17 protein-coding genes and 1 pseudogene are annotated in these 17,524 nt (G+C 41.8%); 16 read left to right on the top strand and 2 right to left on the bottom strand.

All coding sequences use genetic code 11. The annotated features are described in order from the left end of the window. Nucleotides 1-10: 10 nt before the first annotated feature. The gene (locus SK608_RS03135; protein ID WP_000054197.1) at nt 11-706 is read right to left on the bottom strand and encodes an ABC transporter ATP-binding protein; all 696 of its coding nucleotides are present in this window, start codon (nt 704-706) and stop codon (nt 11-13) included. A gap of 4 nt (nt 707-710) precedes the next feature. Continuing rightward, entirely contained in the window at nt 711-1,076 is a 366-nt protein-coding gene (locus SK608_RS03140) for a GntR family transcriptional regulator (RefSeq protein ID WP_000119149.1), read from the bottom strand. Between the two features lie 139 nt (nt 1,077-1,215). Between SK608_RS03140 and nrdR the strand changes: the two genes are divergently transcribed. The 16 genes and pseudogenes from nrdR to recG all read left to right on the top strand — a co-directional run bounded on the left by nrdR (nt 1,216) and on the right by recG (nt 17,059). Continuing rightward, nucleotides 1,216-1,689, top strand: coding sequence for a transcriptional regulator NrdR (gene nrdR, locus SK608_RS03145; protein ID WP_033676519.1), 474 nt, complete (start codon nt 1,216-1,218; stop codon nt 1,687-1,689). Further along, nucleotides 1,690-2,859 (top strand): DnaD domain protein, encoded by a 1,170-nt coding sequence (locus tag SK608_RS03150; RefSeq protein WP_033676521.1) that lies wholly within the window; start codon nt 1,690-1,692, stop codon nt 2,857-2,859. Continuing rightward, on the top strand, nt 2,860-3,756 hold the full coding sequence (gene dnaI / locus SK608_RS03155; RefSeq protein ID WP_033676523.1) for a primosomal protein DnaI: 897 nt from the start codon (nt 2,860-2,862) through the stop codon (nt 3,754-3,756). Next, nucleotides 3,753-4,466 (top strand): NADPH-dependent oxidoreductase, encoded by a 714-nt coding sequence (locus tag SK608_RS03160; RefSeq protein ID WP_033676525.1) that lies wholly within the window; start codon nt 3,753-3,755, stop codon nt 4,464-4,466. Before dnaI ends, SK608_RS03160 begins: the two co-directional genes overlap by 4 nt. 13 nt (nt 4,467-4,479) lie before the next feature. After that, entirely contained in the window at nt 4,480-5,790 is a 1,311-nt protein-coding gene (gene der / locus SK608_RS03165; protein ID WP_001207696.1) for a ribosome biogenesis GTPase Der, read from the top strand. A gap of 85 nt (nt 5,791-5,875) precedes the next feature. Then, a complete protein-coding gene (locus SK608_RS03170) occupies nt 5,876-6,211 on the top strand; it encodes a hypothetical protein (RefSeq protein WP_033677744.1) in 336 nt (111 codons plus the stop codon). Between the two features lie 128 nt (nt 6,212-6,339). Next, nucleotides 6,340-7,131, top strand: coding sequence for a hypothetical protein (locus SK608_RS03175; protein WP_033676528.1), 792 nt, complete (start codon nt 6,340-6,342; stop codon nt 7,129-7,131). Next, entirely contained in the window at nt 7,124-7,765 is a 642-nt protein-coding gene (locus tag SK608_RS03180) for a hypothetical protein (RefSeq protein ID WP_033676531.1), read from the top strand. Before SK608_RS03175 ends, SK608_RS03180 begins: the two co-directional genes overlap by 8 nt. 3 nt (nt 7,766-7,768) lie before the next feature. Further along, the gene (locus SK608_RS03185) at nt 7,769-8,413 is read left to right on the top strand and encodes an ABC transporter ATP-binding protein (RefSeq protein ID WP_033676533.1); all 645 of its coding nucleotides are present in this window, start codon (nt 7,769-7,771) and stop codon (nt 8,411-8,413) included. Nucleotides 8,414-8,429: 16 nt separating this feature from the next. Beyond that, nucleotides 8,430-8,721, top strand: a pseudogene (locus SK608_RS03190) (hypothetical protein). Between the two features lie 145 nt (nt 8,722-8,866). Further along, complete coding sequence (gene secA / locus SK608_RS03195; protein ID WP_033676535.1) at nt 8,867-11,380, top strand: preprotein translocase subunit SecA; 2,514 nt, start codon at nt 8,867-8,869, stop codon at nt 11,378-11,380. An 80-nt stretch (nt 11,381-11,460) separates the two neighbouring features. Continuing rightward, nucleotides 11,461-12,492 carry a 3-deoxy-7-phosphoheptulonate synthase gene (locus tag SK608_RS03200; RefSeq protein WP_033676537.1) on the top strand — a complete coding sequence of 344 codons (1,032 nt, stop codon included), beginning with the start codon at nt 11,461-11,463 and terminating at the stop codon, nt 12,490-12,492. A gap of 1 nt (nt 12,493) precedes the next feature. Further along, nucleotides 12,494-13,525 carry a 3-deoxy-7-phosphoheptulonate synthase gene (locus tag SK608_RS03205; protein WP_033676539.1) on the top strand — a complete coding sequence of 344 codons (1,032 nt, stop codon included), beginning with the start codon at nt 12,494-12,496 and terminating at the stop codon, nt 13,523-13,525. 44 nt (nt 13,526-13,569) lie between these two features. Further along, on the top strand, nt 13,570-13,932 hold the full coding sequence (gene acpS, locus SK608_RS03210) for a holo-ACP synthase (RefSeq protein ID WP_033676541.1): 363 nt from the start codon (nt 13,570-13,572) through the stop codon (nt 13,930-13,932). After that, nucleotides 13,922-15,025: an alanine racemase gene (gene alr / locus SK608_RS03215; protein WP_033676543.1), complete on the top strand. Its 1,104-nt coding sequence runs from the start codon at nt 13,922-13,924 to the stop codon at nt 15,023-15,025. The genes acpS and alr overlap by 11 nt, the downstream gene beginning before the upstream one ends. A gap of 18 nt (nt 15,026-15,043) precedes the next feature. Then, on the top strand, nt 15,044-17,059 hold the full coding sequence (recG, locus tag SK608_RS03220) for an ATP-dependent DNA helicase RecG (RefSeq protein ID WP_033676546.1): 2,016 nt from the start codon (nt 15,044-15,046) through the stop codon (nt 17,057-17,059). Nucleotides 17,060-17,524 lie beyond the last annotated feature (465 nt).

Genomic DNA, 17,524 nt, shown 5'->3' on the forward strand with positions numbered 1-17,524 from the left:
TCTCCTTTGCTTAGGCCTTAAATTCCTGACGGAAGAGTTGGTCAATGGATTCACCTGACTCATAGCGAATATCATCTACATTTCCTTGACGAACGACTTTTCCGTCTTTGAGGAAGACAATTTCATCCAAGATTGGCTCAATATCAGAAATCAAGTGGGTAGAAATCAAAACGGTAGAAGTTGGGGAGTAGTTGTTGATAATGGTATTGAGGATATACTCACGGGCTGCTGGATCCACTCCACCAATGGGTTCGTCCAGAACGTAGAGACGAGCATCACGGCTCATAACCAAAATCAGTTGGACCTTTTCCTTGTTCCCTTTTGATAGTTTCTTGAGACGACTATTTTCATCAATGCCCAGGTCTGCAAGTAGATGATGGGCGCGTTCCAGATTGAAATCTTTATAGAAGGTCTTGAAGTAGGTTAGGGCTTCCTTGACCTTCATTTGCTCATTGAGATAGGTCGTATCTGGCAAATAAGCTACGATAGCCTTGGTTGCTGGGCTTGGGTCCATATCGTTGATAAGGACGCGTCCTTGATCTGGCTGCAAGAGGCCATTGATGAGTTTAATCAGGGTTGTTTTTCCTGAGCCATTTGGCCCAAGAAGACCGACAATTTTTCCAGCTGGAATGTCAAGAGAAACATTTTCAAGGGCTGGTGTTGCTCCATATGATTTGGATACATTTTCAAATGCTAGTAATGACATAGGCTTAAACTCCTTTAATATAATCGCCGACTACGCCTGGTAGTTCTTCTTTTTCATAGCCAAAATGGGTCATGGAGGAAACGAAGTGTTCCAATTCTTCTTCTGATAATTGTTTACGCGATTGAGCGATTAGCTCCTTATCCTCAGTCACAAATCGTCCAGTTGTGCGCTTGCTGTAGACAAATCCTTCTCGTTCGAGGTCTGATAAGGCTCTTTGGATGGTGTTTGGATTGACACCCGCCTCGCTCGCCAGCTCTCTCACGGTTGGAAGTTGTTGATTGGGTTCCAGTGTATGGGAAACAATCTGAAGCTTGATTTTCTCCATAATCTGTAAATAAATGGGTTTTTTGTTGTCAAATGTCCAGGACATCTTGGTCTCCTTTCTTTTATCCTCTTGTCTTAATTAAATAATACAACAAAACAAAAAACTTGTCAAGCAAAAAGAAGAATTGTTTTGGGAATCGTTTAAAAAATGGTATAATGAAAAGAAAACGATAAGGAGGGAAAGGATGCGTTGTCCAAAATGTGGGGCTACCAAGTCAAGTGTTATCGATAGTCGCCAAGCAGAAGAAGGGAACACTATTCGTAGAAGACGTGAGTGCGATGAATGCCAACACCGTTTTACAACCTACGAAAGAGTAGAAGAAAGAACCTTAGTGGTTGTTAAAAAAGATGGCACGCGGGAACAATTCTCCAGAGATAAAATCTTTAATGGGATTATCCGCTCAGCCCAGAAACGTCCTGTGTCAAGTGATGAAATCAACATGGTAGTCAATCGTATCGAACAGAAACTCCGTGGTCGAAATGAAAATGAAATTCAAAGTGAGGACATTGGTTCACTCGTCATGGAGGAGTTGGCTGAGTTGGATGAGATTACTTATGTGCGTTTTGCCAGTGTCTATCGTAGTTTTAAGGATGTTAGTGAGTTAGAGAGCTTGCTCCAACAAATCACCCAGTCCTCTAAAAAGAAAAAGGAAAAATAAATGAAGCCAATTGACCGTTTTTCTTATCTAAAGAATAATCGGGTGTCACAAGATACCTCATCTCTGGTACAGTGCTACCTCCCGATTATCGGTCAGGAGGCACTGAGCCTTTATCTTTATACAATCAGTTTTTGGGATAATGGTAGAAAGGAATACCTCTTTTCAAGCATTCTTAACCATCTCAACTTTGGGATGGATAGACTGATAAAATCCCTGAAAATCCTATCTGCTTTCAATCTCTTGACCCTCTATCAAAAGGGTGATACCTATCAGATAGTTATCCATGCTCCTCTTTCAAGTCAGGATTTCTTGGAACATCCTGTTTATCGTAGACTCTTGGAGAAAAAAATTGGCGATGCCGCTGTGGAGGATTTGAGAGTTGAGAGTGCTGAGGGAGAAGAAATACCTGTCTCACTCAATCAAGTTTTTCCAGACTTGGCAGAACTGGGAAGTCAAGAAGACCTTGGTCTCAAGAAGAAAGTGGCCAACGATTTTGACTTGGACCATTTTCGTCAGCTTATGGCTCGAGATGGGCTTCGCTTTGCGGATGAGCAGTCCGACGTCTTAAACCTCTTTGCCATTGCTGAGGAGAAGAAATGGACTTGGTTTGAAACCTATCAACTGGCTAAGTCAACAGCTGTTTCCCAGGTTATTTCAACCAAACGCATGCGGGAAAAAATCGCACAAAAACCGATTTCCTCTGACTTTAGTCCTAAGGAAGCAACCATTATCAAGGAAGCCAAAAGTAAAACTGCCCTGCAGTTCCTGGCAGAAATCAAGCAAACACGCAAGGGGACCATTACCCAAACAGAAAGAGAACTCTTGCATCAGATGGCTGGCTTGGGCTTGCTGGACGAAGTCATCAATATCATTCTCTTGTTGACCTTTAATAAGGTAGATTCGGCAAACATCAATGAGAAATATGCCATGAAGGTAGCCAATGACTATGCCTATCAAAAGATTCATTCGGCAGAAGAGGCAGTCTTACGAATCCGTGAGCGAGGACAGAAGAATCAGGCTCAAAAAGGCAGTAAAACGAGTCCTACCAAGTCCAATGTACCCAAGTGGAGCAATCCAGATTATAAAAATGAAACCAGCGAGGAAACTCGTCTGGAACTAGAACGTAAGAAACAAGAACTATTAGCTCGATTAGAAAAAGGAGGAGATTAGATGGAAAGTGTCGGAGACGTACTCAAACGTCAACCTAGCCGTTTTCATTATCAAGATTTGGTCCAGAAAATCATGAAGGACCCTGATGTTGCGGCCTTTATCCAGCAAGAATCCTTGACTCCAGAGGAATTAAATCGCAGTATCTCCAAGTTTAATCAATACATCACCGAGAGAGACAAGTTTCTTCGTGGTGATACGGATTATATTGCCAAAGGCTACAAGCCTATTTTGGTTATGAATCATGGCTATGCGGATGTTTCTTATGAAGAAACTCCCGAACTAATCGCAGCTGAAAAAGAAGCGGCTATTAAGAACCGTCTCAAGTTAATCAATCTGCCAGCCAGTCTCAAGCAAGCTAGTTTGGCTCAAGTAGACTTGGATGATTTGGGTCGCTTGCCAGTTTTTGAAAAGCTATTAGCCTTCGTGGAGCAATATCCAGCTATTCGAAAAGGTCTTTACCTATATGGAGATTTTGGTGTGGGTAAAAGTTTCATGGTGGCTGCCTTGGCTCATGATTTATCAGAAAAACGCGGTGTTTCATCCACTCTGCTCCACTATCCTAGCTTTGTCATTGATGTCAAAAATGCTATCGGTGATGGCAATGTCAAGACCTTGGTGGATGAGATTAAGCTTTCTGAAGTCCTGATTTTAGATGATATTGGTGCCGAGCAATCAACAGCTTGGGTACGTGATGAAATCCTGCAAGTCATTCTTCAATATCGAATGCAGGAAAATTTACCGACCTTTTTTACCTCCAACTTCAACTTTGAAGATTTGGAGCTGCATTTCGCTAAAGGGAAAAATGGAAATGACGAAACCTGGGAAGCTAGACGCGTCATGGAACGCATCCGTTATTTGGCTGAGGAGACTCGTTTAGAAGGAGTAAACCGTCGATGACAGAAACGATTAAACTGATGAAAGTTCATAAGTCTGTTCGAAGATTTAAGGAGCAAGCCCTTCCTCAGGAGGATTTGACTGAAATCCTGACAGCAGCTCAGATGGCCTCGTCTTGGAAGAATTTCCAATCCTACTCTGTGATTGTAGTCCGAAGTCAAGAAAAGAAAGATGCCTTGTATGAATTGGTACCTCAAGAAGCCATTCGACAGTCAGCTGTTTTCCTTCTCTTTGTCGGAGATTTGAACCGAGCAGAAAAGGGAGCCCAGCTTCATACCGATTCATTCCAACCCCAAGGTGTGGAAGGTCTCTTGATTAGTTCGGTCGATGCGGCTCTTGCTGGACAGAATGCCCTGCTGGCAGCTGAAAGCTTGGGCTATGGTGGTGTCATTATTGGCTTGGTGCGTTACAAGTCAGAAGAAGTGGCAGAGCTTTTTAACCTGCCTGACTACACCTATCCTGTCTTTGGGATGGCACTAGGTGTGCCAAATGAGGAACATGAAGTCAAACCTCGCTTGCCATTGCATCAAGTGGTATTTGAGGAAGAATATGAGGAGCAAACAGTTGATGTGATTGAGGCTTATGACCGTGTACAGGCAGACTATGCTGGGGCGCGTGCGACAACAAGCTGGAGTCAGCGCCTAGCAGAACAGTTTGGTCAAGCTGAACCAAGCTCAACTAGAAAAAATCTTGAACAGAAGAAGTTATTGTAGAAAGTGAGAAATTATGGCCCTACCAACTATTGCCATTGTAGGACGTCCCAATGTTGGGAAATCAACCCTATTTAATCGGATCGCTGGTGAGCGAATCTCCATTGTAGAAGATGTCGAAGGAGTGACACGTGACCGTATCTATGCAACGGGTGAGTGGCTCAATCGTTCTTTTAGCATGATTGATACAGGAGGAATCGATGATGTCGATGCTCCTTTCATGGAACAAATCAAGCACCAGGCAGAAATTGCCATGGAAGAAGCCGATGTTATCGTCTTTGTAGTGTCTGGTAAGGAAGGAATTACCGATGCGGACGAATACGTGGCCCGTAAGCTTTATAAGACCCATAAACCAGTTATCCTCGCAGTTAACAAGGTGGACAACCCTGAGATGCGAAATGATATCTATGATTTCTATGCCCTCGGTTTGGGTGAACCACTGCCTATCTCATCTGTCCATGGTATCGGTACAGGGGATGTGCTAGATGCCATCGTAGAAAATCTTCCAAATGAATATGAAGAAGAAAATCCAGATGTGATTAAGTTTAGCTTGATTGGTCGTCCCAATGTTGGAAAATCAAGCTTGATTAATGCTATCTTGGGAGAAGACCGTGTCATTGCCAGTCCTGTTGCTGGAACAACGCGTGACGCTATTGATACCCACTTTACAGATACAGATGGTCAAGAGTTTACCATGATTGATACAGCTGGTATGCGTAAGTCTGGTAAGGTTTATGAAAATACCGAGAAATACTCTGTCATGCGTGCCATGCGTGCTATTGACCGTTCAGATGTGGTCTTGATGGTCATCAATGCGGAAGAGGGTATCCGTGAATACGACAAGCGTATCGCTGGATTTGCCCACGAAGCTGGTAAAGGGATGATTATCGTGGTCAATAAGTGGGATACACTTGAAAAGGACAACCACACTATGAAAAACTGGGAAGAAGATATTCGTGAGCAGTTCCAATACCTGCCTTACGCACCGATTATCTTTGTATCCGCTTTGACCAAGCAACGTCTCCACAAACTTCCTGAGATGATTAAGCAAATCAGTGAAAGTCAAAATACACGTATCCCATCAGCTGTCTTGAACGATGTCATCATGGATGCCATTGCCATCAACCCAACACCGACAGACAAAGGGAAACGCCTCAAGATTTTCTACGCGACCCAAGTGGCAACCAAACCACCAACCTTTGTTATCTTTGTCAACGAAGAAGAACTTATGCACTTTTCTTACCTACGTTTTTTGGAAAATCAAATCCGCAAGGCCTTTGTCTTTGAAGGAACACCGATTCATCTCATCGCAAGAAAACGTAAATAAAAAAGCAGAATCTGGAATGACATTTCCAGATTTTTTTGATAGAATGAAGATAAAGAAAGCGCTGTCAAATCGAGAGGGGCTGGTGATGAAACATTTGTTTAAATTGATAATCTTATTTCCCTGGTTTTACTTTTTCAGCTGGATTGAAAAGGCCGATAGAGATAGTAAATTTTTCCCAATTTTTTACTATTTTTACTGGTTTTACATCCCCCTCTATGCTCTTTTTAGCCTTGCTTGGACAGTTATTTCAGTTCTGTTTTTCAATATCGTCTTGAGAAATGTGACAGATATCAAGTTATGGGGCATTTGGTTTCTTTTTATTCTGCTAGCTATTGGTCTGAATAGGTTAACTTATTTCTGTTTCAAAAAAATGCTTCGCTTGAGACGGGAGCTAGGGAAGTCTAAAGGAGGCAAGCATTGATTTATACTCTTCGAAAATCTCTTCAAACCACGTCAACGTCGCCTTGCCGTACTCAAGTACAAGTTTCCTAGTTTGCTCTTTGATTTTCATTGAGTATTATATTACTTTCTATTTGTAGGAGGTGGCTTATGAAGATTCCTCTCTTAACTTTGGCAAGGCATAAATTTGTTTATATCTTGCTTACTTTGATTTTTCTTGCTTTGGTTTATCGTGATTTTTTGATGACTTATTTCTTTTTTGATATTCATGCGCCTGATCTAGCCAAATTTAATGGACAAGCAATTAAAAATGACTTATTAAAATCAGCGTTAGATTTTCGTATTCTCCAGTTCAATCTAGGCTTTTATCAATCATTTATTATTCCAATCATCATTTCTTTGCTAGGTTTTCAATATGTTGAGCTGAAAAAGAAAGTTTTACGATTGAGTATTGGAAGAGAAGTGAGTTATCAAGGGTTAAAAAGAAAGTTGACTTTTCAAGTCGCAAGTATCCCTTGTGTGATATATTTAGTGGCTGTGCTGACAATTGCAATCATAACCTATTTCTTTGGGACTTTTTCGCCTCTGGAATGGAATTCTCTATTTTCTGATGGAAGTAGTTTACAAAGGTTTCTAGATGGAGAGATAAAAAGGTATTTGTTCTTTACTTGTGTCCTTCTAATCGGTATCTTCATCAATACGGTCTATTTTTTAAAAATAGTTGATTATTTAGGGAATGTGACTCGTTCGGCAATTGCCTATTTGATGTTTCTTTGGCTTGGTTCTATGCTACTCTATAGTATCTTGCCGTACTATATGGTTCCTATGACGAGTTTGATGCAAGCTAGCTATGGGGATGTAAGTTTGATAAAACTCTTTACTCCTTATATCCTTTATATTGTCCCTTATATGGTGCTTGAAAAATATGAAGATAATGTTTAAGAATTTTAACAATATTTTGCTAAAGAGAAAGATCGTTTTACTACTTCGTATAGTTCTGATGATGATTTTGACCAACTATCTATTGTCAACAGCGGTTCAAAAGCAGGATATTTTTCTCTTTTTTAAGAGAGAATTGATTTCAATCTTTTCCTATAATGACTATTCTGAAGTGAATTTAGAAATCCCCAAACTCTTGTTAAACCTTTCTATTTTCATGGTAGGATGGCTCTCTGTCATTTTACTTGAAAGTGATTTGGCAGACCATTACCATCACTTGATTCGCTATCAATCAAGCTCCTTTTTCGATTATACAAGGAAACGATTGGTTGTCATTTCTAAATTTTTTACTCAAGATTTATTTGTCTGGTTCCTTGGTTTATTTCCTCTAGGAATTCATTTCAAAACAGTTGCTCTCTTCTTTTTACTTGCTCAGTTAATGATCTTGTATTTGTTACTGTCTTATCTGATAGCACTTATTAGTGTAGGCGCTGGTTTTTCCTTTTTTCTCTATTTTTTAGCATTTGTGGGACAAGAATGGATGATGGATCATATTGTAACAGTGTATTTAGGACTCTTAAGTTTATTAGTTATCTTGATTGTTAGTCGCTTGGAAGAGAAATTTAAGAAAGGATAAACGATGAGACTTGAAATTATAAATGGACAGAAAAATTACGGGAAAAGATCTATTTTAAATCAGTTAAATCTGGTCTTTCAATCAGGAAAAATTTATGGCCTTAAAGGTGATAATGGATCTGGAAAGACGGTCCTTTTAAAGGTACTTGCTGGTCATATTAAGCTTGACAAAGGAAAAGTTCTTCAAGATGGCAAAGTTTACGGGGTAAAAAATCATTATATTCAGGATGCAGGGATTTTAATTGAAAAGGTAGAGTTTCTATCCCATTTATCCCTGAGAGAAAATTTGGAACTGTTAAGGTATTTTTCATCTAAAGTTACGGAAAAAAGAATTGCCTATTGGATTCAATACTATGATTTACAGGAATTTGAAGACATTGAATACCGTCATTTATCCTTAGGAACGAAACAAAAAATGGCTTTGATTCAAGCCTTTATTGCCGAACCATCTATACTCTTTCTCGATGAACCTATGAATGCTTTGGATGAGAAGAGTGTGAGGTTAACCAAACAGGTCATTTTATCTTACCTGAAAAAAGAAAATGGTCTGGTTATCCTGACGTCGCACATATCGGAAGATATTTCAGACCTTTGTACAGATGTATTAGTTGTCGAAAATGGACATATACAATATTTAAAGGATATATAATCCTAGGAGGTGGCTTATGGAACATCTAAAATCATTTATTACACGCTATTCTAAGGTCTATATTGGTTTCGTTCTGTTGATCTGGATTGCTTTCTTCTTTCTTCCTTGGGGCAGTCCGATTCTGGGGGGGGAAGATTGACCTCTTCAGCATACAGAAAGTCTTGCTAGTTTTTGGTATTCTGTCTATTTTGATGGCCTTGCTGTCCAAGAAAGTCAGTCTCTTTGTTTTTGGATTGATCTGCTGTTTTTCTCTTTGGATAAATCTATTTATCCTATTTGCGATTTTGCCGATTTTTGTTGGCAATTAAATCATCATAAAAGTCAGAGAGGTTAGCTTGGAAACTAGCCTCTTTTTCCTTTTCAAAATGGGGATTCTTCCTTGAAAATAATCAGTAATTGTGCTAAAATTAAAAGAACATTCTAAAATATTCGGAATTTAAAGTAAGGAAAAACATGGCTAATATTTTAAAAACAATTATCGAAAATGATAAAGGAGAAATCCGTCGTCTGGAAAAGATGGCTGACAAGGTTTTCAAATACGAAGACCAAATGGCTGCTTTGACTGATGACCAACTAAAAGCAAAAACAGTTGAATTTAAAGAACGTTATCAAAATGGAGAATCACTGGATTCATTGCTTTATGAAGCATTTGCGGTTGTCCGTGAGGGTGCCAAACGTGTCCTAGGTCTCTTCCCATATAAGGTTCAGGTCATGGGAGGAATCGTTCTTCACCATGGTGACGTGCCAGAAATGCGTACAGGGGAAGGAAAAACCTTGACTGCGACCATGCCAGTATACCTCAATGCCCTTTCAGGTAAAGGGGTCCACGTAGTTACGGTCAATGAATACCTATCCGAACGTGACGCGACTGAAATGGGTGAATTGTACTCATGGCTTGGCTTGTCAGTAGGGATTAACTTGGCTGCCAAATCTCCAATGGAGAAAAAAGAAGCCTATGAGTGTGATATTACTTACTCAACTAACTCAGAAATCGGATTTGACTACCTTCGTGATAACATGGTCGTTCGTGCTGAAAACATGGTACAACGCCCGCTTAACTATGCCTTGGTCGATGAGGTTGACTCTATCTTGATTGACGAGGCCCGTACACCTTTGATCGTATCAGGTGCTAATGCGGTTGAAACTAGTCAGCTCTATCACATGGCAGACCACTATGTAAAATCTTTGGACAAAGACGACTACATCATCGATGTGCAGTCTAAAACTATTGGTTTGTCTGATTCAGGGATTGACAAGGCTGAAAGCTACTTCAAGCTTGAAAACCTCTATGATATCGAAAACGTAGCTTTGACTCACTTTATCGATAATGCCCTTCGTGCCAACTACATCATGCTTCTCGATATTGACTATGTGGTGAGCGAAGAGCAAGAAATCTTGATCGTTGACCAATTTACAGGTCGTACCATGGAAGGTCGTCGTTATTCTGATGGATTGCACCAAGCTATTGAAGCTAAAGAAGGTGTGCCAATCCAGGATGAAACCAAGACATCTGCCTCAATCACTTACCAAAACCTTTTCCGTATGTACAAGAAATTGTCAGGTATGACGGGTACAGGTAAGACTGAGGAAGAAGAATTCCGTGAAATTTACAACATTCGTGTTATTCCAATCCCAACCAACCGTCCTGTTCAACGTATTGACCACTCAGACCTTCTTTATGCAAGTATCGAGGCTAAGTTTAAGGCGGTTGTCGAAGACGTTAAGGCTCGTTACCAAAAAGGTCAGCCTGTCTTGGTTGGTACAGTAGCGGTTGAAACTAGTGATTACATTTCTAAGAAATTGGTCGCAGCTGGCGTGCCTCACGAAGTCTTGAATGCCAAAAACCACTATAAAGAAGCCCAAATCATTATGAATGCTGGTCAACGTGGTGCTGTTACCATTGCGACTAACATGGCCGGTCGTGGTACCGACATTAAGCTTGGTGAAGGAGTTCGTGAATTGGGTGGACTTTGTGTGATTGGTACAGAACGCCATGAAAGCCGTCGTATCGATAACCAGCTTCGTGGACGTTCAGGTCGTCAAGGAGACCCAGGTGAGTCACAATTCTACCTCTCTCTTGAAGATGATTTGATGAAACGTTTTGGTTCTGAACGCTTGAAGGGAATCTTTGAACGCTTGAACATGTCTGAAGAGGCCATTGAGTCTCGTATGTTGACACGTCAGGTTGAAGCAGCACAAAAACGTGTCGAAGGAAATAACTACGATACCCGTAAACAAGTCCTTCAATACGATGATGTCATGCGTGAACAACGCGAGATTATCTACGCTCAACGTTACGATGTCATCACTGCAGACCGTGACTTGGCACCTGAAATTCAGGCTATGATCAAACGCACGATTGGTCGTGTCGTTGATGGTCATGCGCGTGCAAAACAAGATGAAAAACTAGAAGCAATTTTGAACTTTGCTAAGTACAACTTGCTTCCAGAAGATTCTATTACGATGGAAGACTTGTCTGGCTTGTCTGATAAGGCCATCAAGGAAGAGCTTTTCCAACGTGCCTTGAAGGTTTACGATAGTCAGGTTTCAAAACTACGCGATGAAGAAGCAGTTAAAGAATTCCAAAAAGTCTTGATTCTACGAGTGGTAGATAACAAGTGGACAGATCATATCGATGCCCTCGATCAATTGCGTAACGCGGTTGGACTTCGTGGTTATGCTCAGAACAACCCTGTTGTTGAGTATCAGGCAGAAGGTTTCCGTATGTTTAATGACATGATTGGTTCGATTGAGTTTGATGTGACACGCTTGATGATGAAAGCACAAATTCATGAACAAGAAAGACCACAAGCAGAACACCATATCAGTACAACAGCGACTCGCAATATCGCTGCCCACCAAGCAAATATGCCTGAAAATCTGGATTTGAGCCAGATTGGACGGAATGAACTTTGCCCATGTGGTTCTGGTAAGAAGTTTAAAAACTGTCACGGTAAAAGACAATAAAATGAGATAGTTTAGAGGCGGATACCTTGTGAAAAGTAAATTTTTACTTGGTATCCGTTTGATTTATAAGGAGATGAGTTATGGTATTTACAGCAAAAAGTCCTAAAATTAATATTGAAGAAGTTCGTGCCTTATCAAAATTAGAAGGCCAAGCTTTGGAGAGAAAATCACAGCGCGATCAAGAGCTAGAAGCCATTATACGTGGAGAAGACCAGCGGATTCTCTTGGTAATCGGGCCATGCTCATCTGACAATGAAGAAGCTGTTCTTGAGTACGCTAAGCGTTTGGCAGCTTTGCAAGAAGAAGTAGCAGACCGTATCTTTATGGTTATGCGTGTTTATACTGCTAAACCCCGTACCAACGGAGATGGCTATAAGGGCTTGATTCACCAGCCTAATGCGACAGAAGCGCCTAGTCTTATCAACGGAATCAAAGCTGTTCGCCATCTTCACTATCGTGTTATCACGGAAACAGGTATGACAACAGCTGATGAAATGCTTTATCCTGAAAATCTACCGCTAGTGGATGATTTGATTTCTTACATGGCGGTTGGTGCCCGTTCTGTTGAAGACCAGCAACACCGCTTTGTGGCAAGTGGAGCAGATTTCGCGACTGGGTTTAAAAATCCAACTTCTGGAAATCTCAATGTTATGTTTAATGGGATTTATGCTGCTCAAAATAAACAAAGCTTCCTTTTCCTAGGAAAAGAAGTGGAAACAACTGGTAACCCGCTTTCACATGCCATTCTTCGTGGAGCAATCAATGAGTATGGTAAGAATATTCCTAACTACTACTATGATAATTTGATGGATACCATTGCCCAGTATGAGAAAATGGGCTTGGAAAATCCTTTTATCATCGTCGATACCAATCATGACAATTCTGGTAAGCAACATATGGACCAAATTCGAATTGTTCGCCAGACCTTGATTAACCGTGATTGGAATGAAAAAATTAAGCAGTACGTTCGTGGCTTTATGATTGAGTCTTATCTAGAAGACGGCCGTCAAAACGAACCGGAAGTATTTGGCAAGTCTATCACAGACCCTTGCCTTGGCTGGGAGAATACGGAAGTCCTCGTCAGAGAAATCTACCAAACGCTAGGAGAATAAGATGGCATTTATTGAAAAAGGTCAAGAAATCGATATTGAAGCAATCAAGGCAGAAACCCAATTGTCTGCGGAAACCTTGCGACTAAAGGAGCGTCGTGATAGAGAATTGGCAGACATTATTTCAGGAGAAGATGACCGTATCCTTTTGGTGATTGGTCCTTGTTCTTCTGATAATGAAGAAGCTGTATTGGAATATGCTCGCCGTTTATCTGCCTTGCAAAAGAAGGTGGCGGACAAGATTTTCATGGTTATGCGTGTGTATACTGCTAAACCTCGCACCAATGGAGACGGCTATAAAGGTTTGGTTCACCAACCAGATACCTCTAAGGCTCCAAGCCTGATTAACGGTTTGCAGGCTGTGCGCCAGTTGCACTACCGCGTGATTACAGAGACTGGTTTGACAACAGCAGATGAGATGCTTTATCCGTCAAATCTGATCTTGGTAGATGATTTGGTCAGCTACCATGCTGTGGGGGCTCGTTCTGTGGAAGACCAAGAGCACCGCTTTGTGGCCTCAGGAATTGATGCACCGGTCGGGATGAAAAATCCAACCTCAGGAAATCTCGGAGTCATGTTTAACGGTATCTATGCTGCTCAAAATAAACAGACCTTCCTCTTTCATGGCCAAGAAGTTGAGACTTCAGGAAATCCTTTGGCACACGTAATCCTTCGTGGAGCAGTCAATGAATATGGGAAAAATGAGCCTAACTTTTACTATGAAACCCTACTAAATGCCATTGAACGTTATGAGACAATGGGACTTGAAAATCCTTTTATTCTCATCGACACCAACCATGATAACTCAGGCAAGCAATATATGGAGCAGATTCGAATTGTTCGCCAGACCTTGCAAAATCGTGATTGGAACGAGAAAATCAAAAAGACAGTTCGAGGCTTTATGATTGAATCTTATCTAGCAGATGGTCGTCAAAACCAACCAGAGGTCTTTGGATGTTCCATTACCGATCCTTGCCTAGGTTGGGAAAATACAGAGGCCTTGGTAGAAGAGATTTATGCTACCTTGACAAAATAAGTGAAAAGGATGGAGTTGGGGAATCTCAACTCCTTTTGATGAGAATGATAGTTGGACATGGAATTGACATCGAAGAATTAGTTTCGATAGAAAGCGCAGTTACACGACATGAAGGTTTTGCTAAGCGCGTGCTGACCGCTAAGGAAATGGAACGGTTTAACAGTCTTAAAGGGCGCAGGCAAATAGAATATTTGGCTGGTCGCTGGTCGGCTAAAGAAGCCTTTTCCAAGGCCATGGGAACTGGTATTGGCAAGCTCGGTTTTCAGGATTTGGAAGTCTTGAATAATGAACGCGGGGCTCCTTATTTTAGTCAGTCACCATTTTCAGGAAAGATTTGGCTGTCTATCAGCCACACAGATCAGTTTGTGACAGCCAGTGTCATTTTGGAGGAAAATCATGAAAGCTAGTCCGCATAGACCAACTAAGGCTCTGATTCATCTGGGAGCTATTCGACAAAATATTCAGCAAATGGGGGCTCATATCCCTCAAGGAACGCTCAAATTTGCAGTGGTCAAGGCTAATGCCTATGGGCATGGGGCTGTTGCCGTTGCCACGGCGATTCAAGATGATGTTGATGGCTTTTGCGTTTCGAATATTGATGAAGCTATTGAACTCAGACAGGCTGGACTCAGCAAACGAATCCTCATTTTAGGAGTTTCTGAAATCGAAGCTGTTGCTCTAGCTAAAGAATACGACATTACCTTGACTGTGGCTGGACTGGAGTGGATTCAAGAACTCATAGCTAGAGAGGAAGAGTTAGCTGGTTTGACAGTCCACCTCAAGATTGATTCAGGAATGGGACGGATTGGTTTTCGAGAGGCTAGTGAGGCTGAGCAAGCTCAAGACTTGCTCCAACAACATGGTGCTCGTGTTGAAGGGATTTTTACCCACTTTGCTACTGCAGACGAGGAATCAGATACTTACTTTAATGCCCAGTTAGAGAGATTTAAAACTATTTTGGCCAGTATGAAAGGTCTTCCAGAGCTGGTTCATGCCAGCAATTCTGCAACGACTCTTTGGCATGCAGAGACTATTTTCAATGCGGTCCGTATGGGAGATGCTATGTATGGTCTTAACCCTAGCGGAGCGGTCTTGGACTTACCCTATGACTTGATTCCGGCCTTGACCTTGGAGTCTGCTATGGTCCATGTCAAGATAGTTGCAGCTGGAGCTTGCATGGGCTATGGAGCAACTTATCAAGCGGATAGCGAGCAAGTCATCGCGACCGTGCCAATCGGCTATGCGGATGGATGGACACGTGACATGCAGAATTTCTCTGTCTTGGTAGATGGCCAAGCTTGCCCAATCGTAGGCAGGGTTTCGATGGACCAAATCACCATTCGTCTGCCTAAGCTTTATCCCTTAGGAACCAAAGTCACCCTCATTGGTTCTAATGGGGGCAAGGAGATCACAGCTACTCAGGTAGCGACCTACCGTGGAACCATTAACTATGAAGTGGTTTGTCTTCTCAGCGACCGCATTCCGAGAGAATATTATTAGAAAAGAAAGGAGTGGAGCATGAATCTACATCAACCCTTGCATGTCTTACCTGGTGTGGGACCAAAGTCAGCAGAAAAATACGCCAAACTAGGAATTGAAAACTTGCAAGACCTCTTGCTCTACTTTCCTTTCCGTTATGAAGACTTCAAAACTAAGCAAGTATTGGAACTAGAGGACGGGGAGAAGGCAGTCCTATCTGGTCAAGTCGTGACTCCTGCCAGTGTCCAGTATTATGGTTTCAAGCGCAATCGCCTGCGTTTTAGCCTCAAGCAGGGAGAAGTCGTTTTTGCGGTGAACTTCTTTAACCAGCCCTATCTAGCAGATAAGATAGAGTTGGGAGCAACTCTTGCCGTCTTTGGAAAATGGGACCGCGCCAAGGCTAGTCTGACTGGGATGAAGGTCCTGGCTCAGGTGGAAGATGACCTCCAACCTGTCTATCGCTTGGCTCAGGGAATCAGTCAGGCCAGTCTGGTCAAAGTTATCAAGACAGCCTTTGATCAGGGACTGGACCTCTTGATTGAGGAAAATCTTCCCCAGTCCTTGCTGGACAAATACAAACTCATGTCCCGTTGTCAGGCAGTTCGTGCTATGCATTTCCCCAAGGATTTGGCAGAATATAAGCAGGCTCTTCGCCGTATCAAGTTTGAGGAGCTCTTTTATTTCCAAATGCAGTTGCAGACGCTCAAGTCTGAAAATAGAGTTCAGGGAAGCGGTCTGGTTCTGAATTGGTCTAAGGAAAAAGTGACAACAGTCAAGGAAAGCCTACCTTTTGCCCTGACTCCAGCTCAGGAAAAGAGTTTGCAGGAAATTTTAACTGACATGAAGTCGGATCACCACATGAATCGTCTCTTGCAAGGAGATGTGGGGAGCGGGAAAACGGTAGTCGCTGGTTTGGCTATGTTTGCGGCGGTGACAGCTGGTTATCAGGCTGCTCTCATGGTGCCAACAGAAATCCTTGCAGAGCAACACTTTGAGAGTTTACAGAACCTTTTTCCAGACTTGAAACTGGCTCTTTTGACAGGTTCCTTGAAAGCTGCAGAAAAGAGAGAAGTCTTGGAGACTATTGCTAAGGGTGAGGCTGATTTGATTATCGGAACCCACGCTCTGATTCAGGATGGGGTAGATTATGCTCGTCTTGGCTTGATTATCATCGATGAGCAGCACCGCTTTGGTGTGGGGCAAAGGCGTATTTTACGAGAAAAAGGCGACAATCCAGATGTCCTCATGATGACGGCGACTCCCATTCCACGGACGCTGGCTATCACAGCATTTGGAGATATGGATGTTTCCATTATTGACCAGATGCCAGCAGGACGGAAGCCTATTGTGACACGCTGGATCAAACATGAGCAACTGCCTCAGGTCTTGACTTGGTTAGAGGGGGAAATTCAAAAAGGTTCTCAAGCCTATGTCATCTCTCCCTTGATTGAAGAATCTGAAGCACTGGATTTGAAAAATGCCATTGCTTTATCAGAGGAGCTGACGGCTCATTTTGCGGGTAAGGCAGAGGTGGCTCTTCTACATGGTAAGATGAAGAGTGACGGAAAAGACCAGATAATGCAGGATTTCAAAGAGAGAAAAACGGATATTCTGGTTTCTACAACGGTTATCGAGGTTGGGGTCAATGTTCCCAATGCGACTGTTATGATTATCATGGATGCCGATCGCTTCGGGCTTAGCCAACTTCACCAGCTCAGAGGTCGTGTCGGTCGGGGGGACAAGCAGTCCTATGCTGTGTTAGTTGCCAATCCTAAGACGGATTCTGGGAAAGACCGCATGCGCATCATGACAGAAACGACCAATGGATTTGTCCTGGCCGAAGAAGATTTGAAAATGCGTGGTTCAGGTGAAATTTTTGGAACCAGACAGTCAGGTCTTCCAGAGTTCCAAGTAGCTGATATTATCGAAGATTTTCCGATTTTAGAAGAAGCTAGAAAAGTGGCCAGTTACATTAGTTCTATTGAAGGATGGCAAGAGGATCCAGAGTGGCGCATGATTGCCCTTCATTTGGAAAAGAAAGAATATCTAGATTAAGCTTTCTCTAAGGAAATCTTAAGCTAGCTTTCAGGTTTGACCCTTATACTAGAGTCATCAAAAAGAAACGAGGACTCTCACATGACCGTAACGATTAAAGTAAATTACCAAACCACTTTCCAAAAGAAAGAAGCAACAAAATAAGATTGAACAGGAGAAAAAGGGCGGAAATGCTCTTTTTTTGTTTCTAAAAGCACAATTTATTGAATCTAAAATAGCACACTGCGGATTCTAAAAAATTTCTAGAAATTATAGTAGATTGAATCCGAAATAGTCCACCGAGTTTTCTAAAACGTTGCTAGAAATTAGCTTGAATTCCGCAATCAATTTGTTCAGTTTTTATTTCATTTAACTATAATTTGACTTTCCTAATTTCTTTGTTCATATCTTATTTCAATACACTATATCTTACTATTTCAGAGCCCACATCTAGCATAACTAAAAAACAGATTCTTCCATCTATTA

Source organism: Streptococcus mitis subsp. hohhotensis (assembly GCF_000722775.1).
Classification (GTDB): Bacteria; Bacillota; Bacilli; order Lactobacillales; family Streptococcaceae; genus Streptococcus; species Streptococcus carlssonii.